Here is a 17,526-nt window from a genome sequence, read left to right as displayed (position 1 = left end):
CTTCACCGCGAACTCCAGGCCATTGACCTTCTGCAACTTGACGCTCATGACATCCCTTTCGTGCAAGACCAGTTGACATACCCGTCCTAGGTGGACGGTTGCGGCGAATGCCCGGATGCGATCACGCGGAGTCGGCGGAAATCCGGCTCAACGCGGCTTTCGCTCGTCGGACAACGGGCCGCGATCCCCCTCGCGACATCAAAAAAGGCACCTCCGTCAGGAGGCGCCCTTACCGTGCTGTCCCTTTACCCCGCCGGCCGAGCGTGGCGGACCTGATGTCCGTTGCAGCGCCTCTCAGCCAGCGGTCGCGCTCCCGACGGAGCGCATCGAGTCGGTCGAACCCGGCGTGACCAAAATTTTGGTGACACCGGCCTGCTTTGTCAAGCGGCGTGATCACCGCGACCGCCGCGGTCCGAACCCCACGCAGCGCCTCCCGTCCATCACCAGAACAGGTGATATCCGTCGTCCGCGCCGTCGTGCGTTCTGAGCAATCGCGCGAGATCGCGCAGACTGACTCACGTCAATCCATTTAGGTCACAGCTAAAGAATGCGGCGCTCATGACACTTGTTGGCGGTTTTCGAGAAGTGGACGAGAACGCGGCGCTCCCGGCCGACCGGCAGGAGGCGCTCCACGAGGAGGACCCCGGTACGGCCATAGCCATGCGAACGTTCTTCACCCCTCCGTTCGCCAGCTTGCCCGTCGACCTCTACGCCAAGATCGAGGACGGCGCCGCCACCCGGCATCGCACCGCCGTCACCGTCCACCCGCACAGCACGCTGTCTCGACCTACTTCGGGCGCTTCCCCGCCAGCTACTGGCAGCGCTGGACCGCCGTCAGGCGGGTGATCATCCGCGCGACGGTCAGCGGCGCCGGGATCGTGCGGGTCATGGCGTCCGACGCCAAGGGCGCCACCCGAACCCTGCACACCGAGCGGGTCGCCGGGAACACCGAGTCCCAGGTGCAGTGGACCGCCGACGTCGGGAAGTTCGTCGACGGCGGGGCGATCTGGCTGGACCTGATCACCGAAGCGGACTCGCTGCAGGTCGCCGACGTCGAGTGGCTGGTACCGCACCCGCCGCGCAGCCGCCCCACCTCCGCTGTGCTGTGCACGCACAACCGCCCGGACGACTGCCTCAACACGCTGCGCGCGCTGGCCGCCGACCCGGCCGCGCTGCGCGCCCTGGCCGCCGTCTACGTGGTCGACCAAGGTGACGACACCCTCGAGTCGCGGGAGTCCTTCGAAGCCGTCCGCGGCATGCTCGGCGGTCTGCTGCAGTACCGACGGCAGCGCAACCTCGGTGGCGCGGGCGGGTTCACGCGCGGCCTGCACGAGACCCTGGCCGACGAGGACGCCGTGGTCAACGCGCTGTTCATGGACGACGACATCCTGCTGGAGCCGGACACGCTGGTGCGGATGACGACCTTCGCCGACTCCGCCGTCGAGCCGGTCGTGGTCGGGTCCCAGATGCTGCAGCTGCTGCACCCGTACCGGATCCACGTGTCCGCCGAGCACGCCCGTTTCACCACCATCGAGCCGGGTCTGGCCGTCGAGGGCGGCCTGGACCGCGCCGACCTCACCGAGGACCTGCAGGACCTCCGGGTCGACGCCGACTACAACGCCTGGTGGTGCTGCCTGCTGCCGTCGGAGATCGTGCGCGACGCCGGCTACCCCATCCCGATGTTCTTCCAGTGGGACGACGTGGAGTTCGGCTACCGCATCCGGGGCCGGGGGCACGCGACGATCACGCTGCCCGGCGCGGCGGTGTGGCACGCGGACTTCGACTGGAAGGACGAGGAGAGCTGGGTCCGCTACTTCACGCTCCGCAACGCGCTGATCATCGACGCGCTGCACGGTGACTTCAACCCGGCCGCGAGCGCGAAGGTCTTCCTCCGCTGGACCGCCGAGTGCCTGGCGTCGATGCGGTACGCGCAGGCCGAGGTGCTCATCGCGGCGGTGCAGGACTTCCTGCGCGGTCCGGGCGTGCTGCGCGACGGCGACGCGGCGACCCTCCGGCGGATCGCGGCGATCCGCGCTCCGCACGCCGAGACCGCCCGGTACGCGCCCTCCCAGGTGCCCGGTCTGGGCGGCTCGTCACGGCCCCTCGCCAAGGCCGGACCGGACCCGGCCCGACGTCAGCTGGTCCTGGCCAAGCGCCTGGTGTGGCACCTGCTCGGCAAGGTCGGCGGTTCCGCCTCCATCTCCTCCGGTGACGCTCACTGGTGGCACGTCGGCCTGTTCGAGACCGCGGTCGTCACCGACGCCTCCCAGGAATCGGTCTCGATCCGCCGGGTCGATCGCGACGAACTGCGCCGAGTCGGGAGGAAGGCGCTGCGCGCGGCATTGCGGCTGCGCCGGGAAGGAGAACGGGCGCGCGGCGCGTGGCGCGACGGCCACGGCGCGCTCACCGACAGGAAGAACTGGACGCGCCTGTTCCAGCTCGACGAAACCGACTCTTCGGAGGAGTAGATCGTGAACCTGCTGTCCCGCGCCCTCAAGCCCGTGCGGGTCGCCGCACGCGAGAAGCTGCAGCGAGCGGTGTCCGACGCCGTCGCCGGCGTCGTCCGCCCGGAGGTCGACCGCGCCATCAACGCCACCCGCGACTTCGAGATGCGGTCCCGGCGCGACCTGTTCGCCGCCGGGGAACGCGACGCCGCCGTGTCCACGGCCCGCCTGGTGCACCAGGAGATGGCCTCGGCGCACATGCTGCCGGACCCGATCGCCACGCTCAAGCACGCGCTGTCGCTGGCTCCCGCCGACGGCATGGCGCTGGAGTTCGGCGTCTACTCCGGCAAGACCCTCACCGAGATCGCGCGCTCCCGCAAGGGCGTCGACGTCTACGGCTTCGACTCGTTCGAGGGCCTGCCCGAGCACTGGCGCGCGGGCTTCCCGGAGGGCACGTTCGGCGGCGAGATGCTGCCCGACGGGCCTCCGAAGGTGAGCGGCGCGGAGCTGGTCGTCGGGTGGTTCGACGACACGCTGCCGAAGTTCCTGGAGGCGCACCGGGGCCCGGTGGCGTTCCTGCACGTCGACTGCGACATCTACTCCTCCACCAAGACCGTCCTGGAGCTCGTCGGCCCTCGCCTGCGGCCGGGTAGCGTCGTGGTGTTCGACGAGTTCTTCAACTACCCGGGCTGGCAGTTCGGCGAGTACCGCGCTTGGGGCGAGCACATCGACGCCACCGGTTGGAAGTTCTCCTACGAAGCGTTCACCATCGACAACGAGCAGGTGGCCGTCCGGCTGACCGACGTCGGTTCCCACGTTGACATCGAGCGTTTCGCCCCGGCTCCCCGCGCCGCGGTTCAGCACCGCTGATCCGTCGCCCCCGCCCGCCTGGTGCCGGGCGGGCGGGGGGCGGGTGAAGCACGGGCACGGGACCGGAGGAGAGTGGTCGTCGGCGTCCGCCTCGGAAGCGGAGGGCAATGACTGACAGCGACCGGCTGCACCGTGCGTACGGACTGGACGAGGAACTCCGAGACCTGGCTTGCGAGGTCAACCGCGCTGCGGCTTGGAGCTACCGGCTGTCCGACGGCGAGCTGCGCTGGTCGACGGGCATGGACGAGCTGCTGGAGGTCGGCGAAGGCGGCGAGGACGAGCTCCGCGGCCGGCTGCGGGAACTCATCGCGCCTCTCGTGCACTCCGCGGAGACGCTGCAGGCGCCCGGCTCGCAATCGCTCGAAGAACCGTTCTCGACGCCCTCAGGCGAGCGGCGCGCGGTCTTCCTGCGCTGCCGCACGGCGCTCGACCGCGGCGAGCGCTGCCTCGTCGGCCTCGCGGTGGACGTGGCGTCCCCGCTGAACGAGGAACGCCTCGACACCGACGTCGCGGATCGCTACCGGCGGCTGATCGAGCTGAACCCGGACGCGGTGTGCGTGCACCAGGACGGCACGACCGTCTACGTGAACCCGGCCGGCGTGCGCATGATGCGCGCGACCTCGCCCGACGAGATCCTCGGGCACCCCATCACCGAGTTCGTCGCCAAGCACGCGCGGGCGGAGCTGTTCTCGCGTCTGTCGGTTGCCAACGAGCCCGGGACGACCACCGAACCGGCCGAGGCCGAGATGATCCGGGTCGACGGGTCTCGGATGCTGGTCGAGTCGGTGGCGGTCCGCACGAGCTGGCACGGACGACCGGCCTTCCAGGTCATCCTGCGCGACGTGACCGCGCAGCGGGCGGCAGAGGCGGCGTTGCGCTACCAGGCTGCGCTGGTCGAGCACGTCAACAACGCGATCATCGCCACCACCTGGCACGGCGTGGTGACCAGCTGGAACCCCGCCGCCGAGATGATCTACGGCTTCTCGGCCGACCAGGCGCGCGGGCGCCCGGCCGGGGATCTCGTGGGCGCGGACATCAACCCCTCGGCGCTGCTGGCCGTCGGCGGCACCACCGAGGCCAAGCACCGCCACGCGGACGGTTCGCCGGTGATGGTGCGGATCTCGGCGGCGGAGATGAGCAACGGGTACGTGCTGGTGTGCGCCGACGAGACGGCGCGGCGCACGGCCGAGAAGCGCTACGCGACCGTGGTCAGCCTGCTCGACGAGGGCGTGCTGATCATCGATGCGAACGGCCGGATCGTGATGGCCAACCCGGCGGCCACGGCCATCCTGGGCACCGCGGAGGACGACCTGGTGGGCACGGACCCGCAATCGTGGGTGGCCTTCGACGAGGAGGACAACCGGCTGCCGCAGGCGCCGTCCCTGCAGACGCGCTTCACCGGTGAGCCGGAGAACCGGCGGGTGGCGCGCTTCGTCCGCCCGGACGGCACGAGCGCGTGGCTGGCGATCTCGGCGCGCTCGCTGACCCCGGAGGACTCCCCGCCGCACCGGACGATGGTGTCGTTCACCGACATCACCGAGCCGCGCGCGTTCCGCAAGCAGCTGGAACGGGAGGCCACGCACGACCCGCTGACCGGGCTGGCGAACCGGACGATGGTGCTGCGCCGGCTGCAGAACGCGATGCGCGAGGACGATCGCACCACGCCGACCGGCGTGATGTTCATCGACCTGGACAAGTTCAAGATCATCAACGACTCGCTCGGACACGTCGTCGGCGACGAGGTCCTGCGGGTCGCCGGTGAGCGCTTGCGGTCGGTCATGGACTCCGACGAGCACGTCGGCAGGCACGGCGGCGACGAGTTCGTGGTGCTGGTGCACGACGAGGAGGACCCGTCGCGGCTGCACGCGCTCGCCGACCGGATCCGGCGGCGGCTGACCGACCCGATCCTGGTCGAGGGCAGGCACCTGCACGTCGACGCCAGCATCGGCATCGTGCTCGTCCCGCCCGACGACCCCCGCACCGCGGAGGACGTGCTGCGCGATGCGGACGTGGCCATGTACGAGGCCAAGACGCGCGGCCGCGGGCGCGTGGCGTTCTTCGACGTGCAGCTGCGCGAACGACTGCAGCGCTTCCTGGAGCTGGAGCAGGACCTGCGCTCGGCCGTCGAGAACGGCGAGCTGTGGCTGGCCTACCAGCCCATCGTCAACCTGCACGCCAACCGGGTGAGCGGGGTCGAAGCGCTGCTGCGCTGGACGCACCCGGTGCACGGGACGGTCTCCCCGGAGGAGTTCATCCCGATGGCCGAGGAGAGCGACCTGATCCACCACATCGGGGCGTGGGCGCTGGCCACGGCGGTCGAGGAGATCGCCCGGTTCCGGACTCGTTACGACCTCGACCTGCGGGTGAAGGCGAACCTGTCGGTGCGTCAGCTCGAGGATCCCGATCTTCCCGAGGCCGTGGACAAGGCCCTGCGCAAGACCGGGTTGTCGGCGAAGTCGCTGTCCCTGGAGATCACCGAGAGCGCGCTCATGCACGATCCGGCCACGGCGACGCGGATGCTGCAGGAGCTGCGCCGGTACGGCGTGCGACTGGCCATCGACGACTTCGGCACGGGCTACTCGTCGCTGGCGCAGCTGCTGCGGCTCCCGCTGGACTCGCTGAAGATCGACCGATCGTTCATCGTCGGCATCGCCCACTCCCACGAGGCGGCGGCGCTGGTCAACAGCATCATGGCGATGGCGCACGCGGTGGATCTCGCGGTGATCGCCGAAGGCGTGGAGACCGCCGAGCAGCTGGAGGTGCTGCGCCAGTCGGGCTGCGACCAGGCGCAGGGGTACTACATGAGCCGCCCGGTGCCGGTCGGCGACCTGGCCGAGGCGATCGAGCTCGCCGACCGTCGCACCAGGCGGGAATGAGGCGGGTTGCGTGACGCAACCCGTATCCTGCGACTCATGCGGCGGACGTCCCTGGCTCACTGGCCCTGTTCGATCGCGCGCGCCCTGGACCTGCTGGGCGACCAGTGGACTCCGCTCGTGCTCAGGGAGGCGTTCTACGGCATCCGTCGCTTCGACGACTTCCAGCAGTCGCTGGGCATCGCGCGCAACACGCTCGCCGAACGGCTGCGCAGGCTGGTCGACGAAGGGCTGTTCGAGAAGAACGCCTACCAGGACGAGCCCCTGCGGTACGACTACGTGCTCACCGAGAAGGGCCGTGACTTCTACGGCGTGCTGGCCGTCATGTCGCGCTGGGGCGACCGCTGGCTGTCCGACGACACCGGCGCACCGGTGGTGCTGCACCACCGGACGTGCGGCCACGACACGCACGCCGAGGTGGTCTGCGCGGCCTGCGCCGAGCCGTTGCGGGCCGAGGACACCACGGCGCACCTCGGTCCCGGCTACCCCGCCCGGTTGGCGGAGCGGCCCGACGTGCGGGCGCGGTTCGGCTGAGCTCCTCACAGCTCCCGGACCAGGTCGAGCGCCCGCCCCAGGGTGGTCAGCCGCTGGTCGAGGGTGTCGCCGGCCGGGTAGAGCCGGACGGCCTTCACCCCGGCGTCGCGCCAGACCCGCAGCCGTTCCCGCACCCGCTGCTCGGTGCCGATCAGGGTCGTGCCCAGCACCATCTCGTCGGTGACCAGCGCTGCGGCACCCTCGCGGTCGCCCGCCTGCCAGCGCTCGCGCACGGCCTCGGCGACCTCGTGCCAGCCCTGCCGTGCGTAGGCGCGGTTGTAGAAGTTGGTCTTGGCAGAGCCCATGCCGCCGAGCGAGAAGGCCAGTTCCTTCTTGCGCGGCGCCACCACTGCGCTCAGCTCGTCGGCATCGGCGACGAAGGCGACCTCGGCGCCCTGGCTGATGTCGAGCTGGTCGCGACTGCGTCCGGCCTTGGCCAGCCCGGCGTCGAGGTGGTCGAAGTAGGCCGCGGCTCCTTCCGGGACGAAGCTGGTGCCCAGCCAACCGTCGGCGATCTCGCCGGTGAGCTCCAGCATCTTCGGCGACAGGGTGGCCAGGTGCACGGGCACGTCCACCGGCGGGATCGAGACGCGCATCGGCTTGGACTCGCCGGTGCGCGGGATGGTGAAGTGCTCGCCGCTGTGGGTGATCTTCTCCCCCGCGAACACCTGCCGCACGATCTGCACGGTTTCGCGCATCCGCCCGAGCGGGCGGGCGAAGTCGACGCCGTGCAGCCCTTCGACGACCTGCGGCCCCGACGCGCCCAAGCCGAGGTGGAACCGCCCCTCGGACAGGTGCGCGAGGTTCATCGCGGCCTGCGCGATGGCGACCGGAGTGCGCGTGCCCAGCTGCACGACGCCGGAGCCGAGCTGGAGCCTGTCGGTGCGAGCGGCCAGGTAGCCAAGCGTGGAGGGCGCGTCGGAGCCCCAGGCCTCGGCCACCCAGCACATGTCCAGGCCGAGCTTCTCGGCTTCGCGGACGAACTCGACCGTCTCGCGCCAGTCACCGCCGGAGGCCTCGATCGTGGTGGCGGTGCGCATCAGGCGGCCGTTTCGGCGAGCTGCTTGATGCCGGCGAGGTTCGTGGTCAGGCTCCGCTCGAACTCGCGCAGCCGGACGAAGACGATCTTCTGCTCCTTGTCCGGCATCTGCTCGATCGCCAGCGACAGCCCCGAGGGGGCCGGGCCCATCTGCGCCCACTGGCTCAGGTGCGTGCCGCCGTTCTCGGGCCGGAGCGCGAACCTCCAGGAGGCCATCGGGTTGTCGGGGTCCTTGACCGCCCAGCCGAAGGCCCGCTCGGGTTCGAACACGACGACGTGCGAGGTCGTGGTCCACTCCCCCAGCGCGTCGTTGCGGTTGCGCCCGGTGAACCTGGCGCCCAAGGACGGCCCCTCGGCACCGTCGAGCCAGTGGATCTCCTGCAGCTCGTCGCTCATCCGCGCGATCAGCCGCATGTCGGTGATCAGCTCCCACACCCGTCGCGGCGACGAGTCGATCCAGGTCTCGACCTCGACCGAAGGTGCGTCCGCGTAGCGCGCGCCAGTCCACTCCATGCCCGTCGGCCTCCTCAACGTACGGCGTTGACCAGTAGGGTTTCGTGATGCAACCCGCGTTGTCAACTACCGCACGATGAGGACGCCGTTCAGCCCAGGCGCGACGGAGAAGGCGAGACCGGTATCGGCACCGACACCTGCGGGAGCACGACCTCGCGGTCGACCTCCAGCGCCTCCTTGACCTCGGCGACCACTTCCCGGCTGGACGTCGAGCAGACGAAGGCCGCGCGGGCGTGCTCGCTGATCACGGCGTGATCGCACACCTCGATCTCCACGTGCCGGAACACGTGCGTCATGCCTTCGACCTCGGAGAAGCTGTAGGTGATGGTCACCGAGGACGCGCGATCGTCGGCCCGGGACCGGACGATCCAGCGTCTCCCAGGCTCGGCTTCCAACACCGACCAGTCGTCACCCCTCACTCCCTGCCAGACCGTGCCCTCGGGCCGCCTGCCCGGTGGCACGAGCGTCCACCCTGGATCGGTCACCAGCCGGTTTTCCTCCCAATTGGCCGGATTGGTGATGTAGCTGTAGACGTCCGCCGCCGAACACTCGATGTCCGTCTCGGCCATCGTCGAATAGAAGGGCATGGCTCAAGCGTCCTTCCACTCAATATTTCCCCCGGACGCGCCGCGACCGGATTACCCCCACCGGGACCATTGTTGGGCCCGAAAGGGAATCAGCAACTCGATCGGAACGCGCGAAGGCCACCTCAGGCACGCCACCGGATGTGATCAGTGGCGCGGAACACATCCACCCACTTCCCGCGAAAAGCGCTGGAGCGTAGCTGGTTTCACGACGACCGGGTTCGCACGCCCGGCGTTGGCCGGGCGTCCTCGCGAAGATCCGCGCGACCGTACCGAACGAGGCGTTTCCGGCAAGACGGCGAGTTCGCTTCACATCGGCGCCGAGAAGACCGTGACCCGCACATTCGTTGCGCAGGCAACATCAGGATGTCGGCCCGCCGCCGTCACCCGGTGGGGTGCGTTTCCAGATCGATTCCGAAAGCCGCGACGGGGTCCGTCGCGGACCCGCTCGCGAGCCGGAGCGGACGTGAGGCACGACCGCGCGAAGGCCTGCGACCAGCACATGTACCGTGACTGCCGAACCCACCGGCCCGGCCCGCCGGGCGGTGATCCGCAGGAGCGTCCACAGGAGACTCACCACCGATGCAACCGAGTAACGAGCAGGACCGGGCGAAGTGGGCCGCGGGTACGGCCGTCATCGACGCCTACATCCGCGACGGCATGAAGCTCGGCCTGGGCTCGGGCACCACCTCGCACTGGTTCGTCCGCGCGTTGGGCGAAGCGGTGTCGAACGGCCTCAACGTGGTGGGCGTGCCCACCTCGACCGGCACCCGTGACCTGGCGCTCGAGGTCGGCGTGCCGCTGACGACGCTCGCCGAGGTCGGCAGGCTCGACCTCACGGTCGACGGCGCCGACGAGATCGACCCCGCAGGCCACATGATCAAGGGCGGCGGCGCCTGCCTCCTCTGGGAGCGCATCATCGCCGACACCTCCGAGAAGATGGTCTGCGTCGTCGACGAGGGCAAGGTCGTCGACCAGCTCGGCAAGTTCCCGCTGCCCATCGAGGTCGTGCAGTACGAGTGGCAGGCCACCGAGCGCGCCATCAGCGCGCTGCTGGAGAAGGTCGGCCAGCCCGGGGTGAAGCTGACCCGTCGCGAGAAGGACGGCGGCCCGCTGGTCACCGACAGCGGCAACTTCATCCTCGACGCGCACCTCGAGGCGATCAAGGACCCGATCGCGCTGGACTCGCAGCTCAACTGGATCCCCGGTGTGGTGGAGAACGGCCTGTTCACCGGCATCGCCGCCGAGATCGTGATCGGCCGCGGCGACGGCAGCCACGAGATCCGCGACGTCTCCGCGACGCCGTCGGCCCGCCCGTCGACGCGCGGTCGCTGAAGCGCTCACTCGTGAGAAGAGGGGCCGTGGGCGATGCTCACGGCCCCTCTTCGCGTCCTGCTCACCTCGCGTGGCAGTAGGAATCCGATGAGGCGTCACCGCCTTGCAGGCGGACCTGGTGAGCGCGGCGCCCTCGGAAGTCGTCGCCGCGCGGGAAGAACCCCTCGTCGACCCGCAGGCCGCCGCGCTGCGGATCGGTGATGACCTCGGCCATCCACGCGCCGACTCCGTCCGGGTAGAACTGGTCGTCCCACGACCCGTAGAGCGAGTTGGTCAGGTAGATCCGCTCGCCGTCGCGGCTGACCTCGACCATCTGCGGTCCTCCGGCCAGCGGGCGGTCGGGTTCGGCCGGGTGCGCGCCCCGGCGGACGATTCCCCCGAGGCGGACCGACGCCGTCTCTCGCGGCTGCGCCGGGTCGCTGACGTCGTACTGCTTGAGCTCACCGGTCCCCCAACAGGAGACGTAGAGGAACCGGTCGTCGACGGAGAGGTTGATGTCGGTGACCAGCGGCGGCACCGCACCGAAGGGCTTCAGGGCGGGCGGCAGCTGATCGGCGTCGGCGGGTTCGGCGGGAATCGTGATGACCTTGTCCGCCTTCCAGCGATCGCCCTCGCGGGACCAGCGCCAGACCGAGGCCGACAGGTCGTCGGTGTTGGTGACGACGCCGGCGAAGCCCCAGGTGGCGTCCGGGTCGTGTGAGGGGCGCAGCTCGAGCACCATCTGGTTCTCCGCCCCGAGGTCCACCCGCTGCACGTGCCTGCCCTCGGCCAGGTCCCAGAAGTGCAGTGCGTGGCCGTACTCCTTGCCCAGCAGCAGTTCGGGGACCAGGCCGTCCTCGACCATCGACGGCGTGCCCCACTCGCTGCTGATCAGCGTGTTCTGGTTGAGGTGCCACCAGGCGTCGTAGGCCAGCTGCTGCGGTCCCCGGTCGGTCTCCCACGCGCGGACGACCTCGAAGGTGTCGTGGTCGAGCACCGCGATGCCGCCCGGTCCGCCGTCACCGCTGGCCGTGCCGAGGCAGGACAGGTAGATCCCGTCCGGGCCGCAGTGCAGCGTGTGCGGGCGCGAGTACCCGGCCTTGTCGGCCAGTTCCTCGGCGCTGATCGTGCGCACCAGCTGCGGCTGCTCGGGGTCCGGTTGCGTGTCGAACACGTGCACGTTCGACGAGCGGAGACCGGGCAGCAGCAGGTACCGCCGCTGCAGACCGTCGGTGTGGTGCCCGGCGTGGGCGAACGCGCTGCTGCAGGCGTTCCACCCGAAGTGGTGCAGCTCGTCGCCCTTGGCCGGCAGCTCCACCCACCCCACGACCCGGCCGCGCTGGGGCGAGTTCCGAGCGGTGTCGATGACCGCGAGCGCATCGGGCTGCTGGGCCTGGCGATCGAAGGTGACCACGTAGGCCAGCTCTTCCGGTGGCGCGGCGATCGCTTCGGCGGGACTGCGGTAGAAGGTCGGATCGACCGCGGGCGTGCTCATCTCTTCCTCCTCGGAAGATGGCGTTCGGTCGATCCAGCATGGTCCCGCAGCCCCACCGCAGCGACCTTGCCCGCGAACAGCGGCGGCAGGGGTGCCGCGCTACAGGTGAGCGCAGCGCAGCTCCGGGCTGAGCCGGTAGGTCGTGTCCAGAACGACGTCCTGGCCGCTCAGCCACGTCAGGTCCTCCCCGGGGTGCGGGGTGTGGACGATGACCAGATCCCATTCCTCGGAGGCCACGTCCGTCCCGGAGGCCAGCGTGGATTCACCCACCCGGACGGCGGGCACGAGCGGGTCGGCGTAGGCGACGCTGGCGCCGAGGGCGCTCAGCCCAGCCATGATCTCCAGCGCCGGGGACTCGCGGATGTCGGCGACCCCCGGCTTGTAGGCCACGCCCAGCACGAGGACGCGGGAGCCCGCGAACGACTTGCCCTGATCGGCGAGCAGCTGCCGGGCGCGATCCACCACCCTCTGCGGGCGTGCCGCGATCGCTCCCATCGCCGCGTTCATCAGCGGCGCGGGCAGGCGTTGTGCTCGCAGCTGCCAGAGCAGGTAGTGGGTGTCGCAGGGGATGCAGTGGCCTCCGACGCCGGGTCCGGGGTGGAACGGCATGAACCCGTAGGGCTTGGTGGCCGCCGCCTCGATGACCTCGATCGGGTCGACGTCGAAGGCGTGGCAGCTGTCGGCGAACTCGTTGATCATCGCGATGTTGACCGCGCGGAAGCTGTTCTCTAACAGCTTGGTCAGCTCGGCCGATTCCGGGGACGAGACGGTGTGCACTTCGGCGGTCGTACCCTCCAGCGCTTCCGTCGCCCGTCGCCCGCACTCGGCGGTCACCCCGCCGACGATGCGCGGCGTCGCGCGGCGGTCGTGGCGGGTGACGCCGGGGTCGATGCGCTCGGGGCTGAAGGCGACGTAGATGTCCTCGCCTGCGGTCCAGCCGTTGCGGTGCCGCAGCGGTTCGGCGATGAGGTCCCGGGTGCACCCCACGTACGTGGTGGAGGTCAGCACGATCGTCTGGCCCGCGCGCGCGTTGGCGACCACCGACGCGCAGGCCGCGGTCAGCGCGCGCATGTCGGGAACCAGGTGGGTGTCCACCGGGGTCGGCACCGAGATCAGCACCAGGTCGGCCTCGGCGACCGCGGCCGCGTTGGTGGTCACCACCAGTTCGCCGCTGCTGAGGGAGCGGCCGAGCCGCTCGTGATCGGCCTCGGACAGATCGACCTGGTCCGCCTTGATCGCCAGCAGTCGCGCTTCGTCGATGTCGACACCGGTCACCGCGACGCCGGAATCGGCGAGCGACAACGCCGTCGGCAGGCCGACGTAGCCCAGCCCGACGACCACGGCGTTGGTGGGTGTGCGCGGGGACGGAACTGTCAGCCGCGCGGGCGTTGCTGAGTTCGGCTCTGCCCCATGAATGTTGGCTGTGCTCATCACCGGGGACTCCTCGATGCGCTTGCCTCGCGTTCCAAAACGCGCTCCGTGCAGACGGATTCACCGCTGTGCCGAAGCGATTACCGGCGTTGCCACCGGCTCTCGTTCCGCCGACGTGAGTGTCGCGCCGACCTGGGTGTCGACCACCGTGCACCAGCGTGGTGCGGCTCCGTAGAGGACAAAGACCCGGAGCAATCAGGTTCAGGACTTATGCCCCGGCTTTCGCACGCGGGCTCGACGCACAATCGAGCTGTCACGCCGGTGGGCCGCCGACGCCGGTCCGCCACGAGGAGGTCCCGCGCGAGGAGGTCCGCATGGACCAGCAGCAGTGGGACCGCCACGACATCGCCGCGTACCTCGGGATTCAGGTCGGTTCGGTCAACCCCTGGCTCGCCCGGCACGGCATCGCGCCGGTCGCGAGGCGGCCCGCCGGCCGCGGTGCGCTGGCGAATCTCTACGACGCCGAGGAGATCAAACGCGTCCGGGAGGCCGGTCGCGGGTGGCGGGACTGACCTCTGCCGGGTGCCTGCCGGGACGATGTCTCCAGGTGGTCGTGGCGAGCGCCGGAGCGAGCAGCAGACCGGCGACCAGCAGCACGTTGAGCACCCCGGTGAGCGCCAGCCCCACCACGGCGATCACCGGCAGCACCGCGGCCGCGTCCAGCAGCACGACCCGCCGGGTGCTCGCGGTCGGACCCGCGGCCGGTGCTGGTTCCGGATCAGGCCGGGGCGCCCTCTCGGCACCGGCGGGCTCCTCGGACTTCCGCGTCGAGTCCGGCGAGCCGACCGCTGCGGGGGCGACGGCCTGGGCCAGTCGGCGAGGGCTGGTCCAGATCCCGCTCGACTGGGCGCGCCACAGCCGGTACAGCGTCCACATCGTGGCCGCGGCCTCCACCACTCGCACCATCAGGAACCCCACGCCGTAGATGAGCAGGCTCGGGCGCCTGCGCAACGCGGCGACCACGCAGGTGATCAGGTAGTCCGGCAGGAACAGGAACAGGACCAGGTTGAACGGGGTCATCAGCGGCGCCAGGACCGAGTGGACGTCCCGGTACGCCGGCCAGTCGAGCACCCAGCCCGCGGTCAGCGGCACCAGCGCCATCACCACTCCGGCGCAGGCCAGCGCGAGGATGATCAGGCTGGAGGTGACGATCTCCAGCATGAAGAACGACGTGGTGAACCAGAACCGGCCGAACCACGCGCCGTGCCTGCGCAGGGTCTGCCACAGCCCGAGCGCCCAGCGCCGCACCTGCCGGTAGTAGTCCCCGAGGTTGTCCGGATCGTCGGTCGTCGCGTGCACGTCCGGGGAGAAGGCGATCTTGCCGAGCCGCTTGTGGTGCAGCTCGAAGGTCATGTTGAAGTCCTCGATGATCAGGCCCGGCGGGTTGAGGTCCATGTGCGGCAGGGCCGAGGTCCGGTACATGCTGGCGAACCCGGGGACGATCGGCGTCACGTTGATGTAGCGCCAGGACTGCCCGTAGCGCATCCACTGCATGATGGTCCACAGACGCGCGCGGTAGGAGATCAGCAGCCGTCCCATGAAGGTGTGCTCCCGCGGGTCCCACGGGGTGTGCACGCACCCGGCGACGGCGGCGTAGCGCGGATCGTCCAGCAGCGGAAGCCCGTTCGTGAGGTAGGCGGAGTCGATCTCGGTGTCCGCGTCGATGATCAGCAGCGCCCCGAACCGCCCGACGATGTCGAAGTGGCCGATCGCCGCCTCGATCGCCCCGGCCTTGCCACGGCCCGGGGTGATCTCCAGGACCTGGACGCCATGACTGGCGGCGACTTCCGGCGTGCGGTCGCTGCACCCGTCGGCGAGGACGTGGACGTTGGCCGCCGGCACGATCCGCAGCGCCGAGGTGATGGATTTGGCTATGCCGCCTTCCTCGTCGTGGGCCGGGATGACGACGGCGACCTGCTCGGGACGCATCCTCGTCGGGGGTGCGTCCGCGTCCTGCGGGGCCGGCCTGCGGTTGTCGTCGAAGCGGCGCAGGAACGCGATCATCGTCCACACCGGGACGTTGATCCCGAACACGAGGAACAGCAGGGCCCATTCCACCGCGCTCATCTCCTTCCCGTTGAATTCCCACGAACCGCTCCCGCCATGCGACAACGTCGCACCCCACCCCGACAAGTGCTTTTCACCCGTTCGGGTACGCATTCTTTTCGCCCCTGATTCGGGTGCCACATCGTGGTGCACAGTTGTTTTCAGCGGGCCGATCGGAGACCCCGGTGGTCGAGGCTCGCGCACCGTGCGGGAACACGGATGAGAACCGCGTACTCGCAGCTCAACAGCCACACCTGTGGGTCCCGACCAGGCGGGACAACACCTCCAGAACTCCTCGATGACGAGGGGATGCCATGCGTTTCTTGATAACCGGCGGTGCCGGATTCATCGGTTCCCATCTCACCCGTTTCCTGATTTCGGAAGGGCACAAAGTCCTGATTCTCGACAATTTCAGCACGGGCCGTCCGGGGAATCTGAATTCGGAATCCGGACCTCCAGCACCGGAGGTCGTCGATGGTTCCGTGTGCGACCGGCAGCTCGTCGACGAGTGCACCGGCCAGGTCGACGCGGTGTTCCACCTCGCCGCTGCCGTGGGGACCTTCACCATCGCCCGGCGGACCATCGAGAGCCTCCGCACGAATCTGCTGGGGACCGAAGCCGTGGTGGAAGCCGCCTGCGAGCACAAGGTGCCGCTGCTGCTGTCGTCGACCAGCGAGGTCTACGGCCTCAACCCCAAGCCCGGCCTCACCGAGGAGGACGACCGGGTCCTCGGCTCTCCCCCGCACAGCCGGTGGTCCTACGCCGAGGCCAAATCCGTCGACGAGACCATCGCGCACGCCCACGCCGTCGAGCACGGCCTCGACGTGGTGATCGCGCGGTTGTTCAACACCGTCGGTCCGGGCCAGAGCGGCGAGTACGGGATGGTGATCCCCCGCTTCGCGCGGCAGGCGCTGGCGGGCGAACCGCTCACGGTCTTCGGTGACGGCAGCCAGATCCGCTGCTTCTGCCACGTGCTCGACGTCGTGCCCGCGCTGGTGGCGCTGCTGCGCGACCGCGAGGCGCACGGCCAGGTGTTCAACGTGGGCGGGTCCGCGCCGGTGCGGATCGAGCAGCTCGCCCAGCGCGTCGTCGAGATCACCGGCTCGCCGGGCGGCATCGTGCACGTGCCCTACGACGCGTACTTCGAGCCCGGCTACCGGGACACGCCGAGCCGGATCCCGGACTGCTCGAAAGCACGCGCGCGCATCGGTTTTCGCCCTACCCGGGATCTCGACGAGATCATCCGCTCGGTCGTGGCCGACCAGCGCGCGCACGCGGTGAGCGGGAGTTGAGCGGTGCGACGAGCGTCGGTTCTGCGCAGCGTGGGGGCCTGCGCGGTCCTGGCGCTGCTCGCGGTCGGCTGCGCCGCCCCGGCGCCCGCGCGGTGCGATCCTCCGCGCAACGCGGCGATCTCGGTGCCCTACTGGAACCTCAACCGGGGGGCCGAGACGGTCCGCAAGCACGCGTCGGAGCTGGACTCGGTCTCGCCGTGGGTCTACGGGATCGCACCGGACGGGCGGATCACCGCTCAGTCCTCGGGCAGGCCCGAGGAGGCCGAGAGCCTCGAGAACCTGCTCACCGCGGGGCCGGAGATGGTCCCCTCGATCACCAACCACTTCGACGGCGACTGGCAGCGCGAACCGCTCGCCGGCATCCTGCACGACCCCGAGCGAACCCGCGGGCACGTCGACGCACTGGCGCAGTTCGCCCGCGACGGGGGCTATTCCGCCATCGACATCGACTACGAGGACATGCGCGCGGTCGACGGACCCGTGTTCACCAGGTTCGTCCGCGAACTGGCCGACCGCCTGCACGCCGAGGACCGGCGGCTGTCGGTCACGCTGGCACCCAAGACGGACGACGACGGCAACAGCCAAGCCACCCGCGCGCAGGACTACCGCGCTGTGGCCGAAGCGGCGGACTCGGTGCGGATCATGGCCTACGACTACCACTGGGCCACCTCCGATCCCGGCCCGGCGGCGCCCGAGACCTGGGTTCGGGACGTCCTGAGCTACGCGCTCACCCGCGCACCCGCGGACAAGGTCGTGCTGGGCGTCCCGGAGTACGGATACGACTGGAGCGGCGGGTACGGCACCTCGGTGTCCTCGGCGGGCGCCCTGGAACTGGCGCGTCAGCGTGGCATCGAACCGAACTGGGACGCCGCGGGCGGGTCCGCCTGGTTCACCTACCGCGAGAACGGGGTCGACCACGCCGTGTGGTTCGAGGACGCGCGCAGCACCGCCATCAAGCTCCGCCTGGCGCGGGAGTACGGGCTCAACGCGGTGCACCTGTGGAGCTACGGGCCGGAAGCGCCCGGGGTGTGGGAAGAACTCGACACGGGCTGGAAGCAAGCCTGTCCGTGAGACCGACGGGCCAAGGGAGG

15 protein-coding genes and 1 pseudogene are annotated in these 17,526 nt (G+C 70.1%); 10 read left to right on the top strand and 6 right to left on the bottom strand.

Annotation, left to right across the window (positions count from 1 at the left end; genetic code table 11):
• Positions 1–558 precede the first annotated feature (558 nt).
• The 6 genes and pseudogenes from ACYVF3_RS24610 (at position 559) to ACYVF3_RS24585 (ending at position 6,721) form a co-directional block, all read left to right on the top strand.
• Positions 559–846, top strand: coding sequence for a hypothetical protein (locus tag ACYVF3_RS24610; protein WP_461156624.1), 288 nt, complete (start codon positions 559–561; stop codon positions 844–846).
• A pseudogene (locus ACYVF3_RS24605) lies at positions 819–1,007 on the top strand (glycosyltransferase); the annotation flags it as partial. The gene ACYVF3_RS24610 and the pseudogene ACYVF3_RS24605, both read left to right, overlap by 28 nt.
• Positions 1,008–1,100: 93 nt before the next feature.
• Positions 1,101–2,468 (top strand): glycosyltransferase, encoded by a 1,368-nt coding sequence (locus ACYVF3_RS24600; RefSeq protein ID WP_461156631.1) that lies wholly within the window; start codon positions 1,101–1,103, stop codon positions 2,466–2,468.
• 3 nt (positions 2,469–2,471) lie between these two features.
• Positions 2,472–3,314: a class I SAM-dependent methyltransferase gene (locus ACYVF3_RS24595; RefSeq protein WP_461156623.1), complete on the top strand. Its 843-nt coding sequence runs from the start codon at positions 2,472–2,474 to the stop codon at positions 3,312–3,314.
• 107 nt (positions 3,315–3,421) lie between these two features.
• Positions 3,422–6,190, top strand: coding sequence for a sensor domain-containing protein (locus tag ACYVF3_RS24590; RefSeq protein ID WP_461156622.1), 2,769 nt, complete (start codon positions 3,422–3,424; stop codon positions 6,188–6,190).
• A 36-nt stretch (positions 6,191–6,226) separates the two neighbouring features.
• Entirely contained in the window at positions 6,227–6,721 is a 495-nt protein-coding gene (locus ACYVF3_RS24585) for a winged helix-turn-helix transcriptional regulator (RefSeq protein WP_461156621.1), read from the top strand.
• 5 nt (positions 6,722–6,726) lie between these two features.
• Here the strand turns inward: ACYVF3_RS24585 and ACYVF3_RS24580 are convergent, their stop codons facing one another.
• The 3 genes from ACYVF3_RS24580 to ACYVF3_RS24570 form a co-directional block, all read right to left on the bottom strand.
• A complete protein-coding gene (locus ACYVF3_RS24580; RefSeq protein ID WP_461156620.1) occupies positions 6,727–7,761 on the bottom strand; it encodes an LLM class flavin-dependent oxidoreductase in 1,035 nt (344 codons plus the stop codon).
• On the bottom strand, positions 7,761–8,273 hold the full coding sequence (locus ACYVF3_RS24575; protein WP_461156619.1) for an SRPBCC family protein: 513 nt from the start codon (positions 8,271–8,273) through the stop codon (positions 7,761–7,763). The genes ACYVF3_RS24580 and ACYVF3_RS24575 overlap by 1 nt, the downstream gene beginning before the upstream one ends.
• A gap of 89 nt (positions 8,274–8,362) precedes the next feature.
• Positions 8,363–8,842, bottom strand: coding sequence for an SRPBCC family protein (locus ACYVF3_RS24570; protein ID WP_461156618.1), 480 nt, complete (start codon positions 8,840–8,842; stop codon positions 8,363–8,365).
• A 597-nt stretch (positions 8,843–9,439) separates the two neighbouring features.
• Here ACYVF3_RS24570 and rpiA point away from each other — a divergent pair.
• Complete coding sequence (rpiA, locus tag ACYVF3_RS24565; RefSeq protein ID WP_461156617.1) at positions 9,440–10,192, top strand: ribose-5-phosphate isomerase RpiA; 753 nt, start codon at positions 9,440–9,442, stop codon at positions 10,190–10,192.
• Between the two features lie 61 nt (positions 10,193–10,253).
• Here the strand turns inward: rpiA and ACYVF3_RS24560 are convergent, their stop codons facing one another.
• Both ACYVF3_RS24560 and ACYVF3_RS24555 read right to left on the bottom strand, forming a co-directional pair.
• The gene (locus tag ACYVF3_RS24560; RefSeq protein ID WP_461156616.1) at positions 10,254–11,666 is read right to left on the bottom strand and encodes a selenium-binding protein SBP56-related protein; all 1,413 of its coding nucleotides are present in this window, start codon (positions 11,664–11,666) and stop codon (positions 10,254–10,256) included.
• A gap of 99 nt (positions 11,667–11,765) precedes the next feature.
• Entirely contained in the window at positions 11,766–13,097 is a 1,332-nt protein-coding gene (locus tag ACYVF3_RS24555; protein WP_461156615.1) for a nucleotide sugar dehydrogenase, read from the bottom strand.
• Positions 13,098–13,411: 314 nt separating this feature from the next.
• On the opposite strand from ACYVF3_RS24555, the gene ACYVF3_RS24550 reads away from it, so the two are divergent.
• Positions 13,412–13,609 (top strand): hypothetical protein, encoded by a 198-nt coding sequence (locus ACYVF3_RS24550; RefSeq protein ID WP_461156614.1) that lies wholly within the window; start codon positions 13,412–13,414, stop codon positions 13,607–13,609.
• Here the strand turns inward: ACYVF3_RS24550 and ACYVF3_RS24545 are convergent.
• On the bottom strand, positions 13,569–15,164 hold the full coding sequence (locus tag ACYVF3_RS24545; RefSeq protein ID WP_461156613.1) for a glycosyltransferase family 2 protein: 1,596 nt from the start codon (positions 15,162–15,164) through the stop codon (positions 13,569–13,571). The two genes, ACYVF3_RS24550 and ACYVF3_RS24545, sit on opposite strands and share 41 nt — an antisense overlap.
• A gap of 293 nt (positions 15,165–15,457) precedes the next feature.
• On the opposite strand from ACYVF3_RS24545, the gene ACYVF3_RS24540 reads away from it, so the two are divergent.
• Positions 15,458–16,435, top strand: coding sequence for an NAD-dependent epimerase/dehydratase family protein (locus ACYVF3_RS24540; RefSeq protein ID WP_461156612.1), 978 nt, complete (start codon positions 15,458–15,460; stop codon positions 16,433–16,435).
• Positions 16,436–16,438: 3 nt separating this feature from the next.
• Positions 16,439–17,506: a glycosyl hydrolase family 18 protein gene (locus ACYVF3_RS24535; protein ID WP_461156611.1), complete on the top strand. Its 1,068-nt coding sequence runs from the start codon at positions 16,439–16,441 to the stop codon at positions 17,504–17,506.
• Positions 17,507–17,526: the final 20 nt, after the last annotated feature.

The sequence above is a fragment of the Saccharopolyspora tripterygii genome (assembly GCF_054778355.1).
Note: the sequence above shows the minus strand (reverse complement) of the source record. Positions and strands in the feature narration are given on the sequence as shown.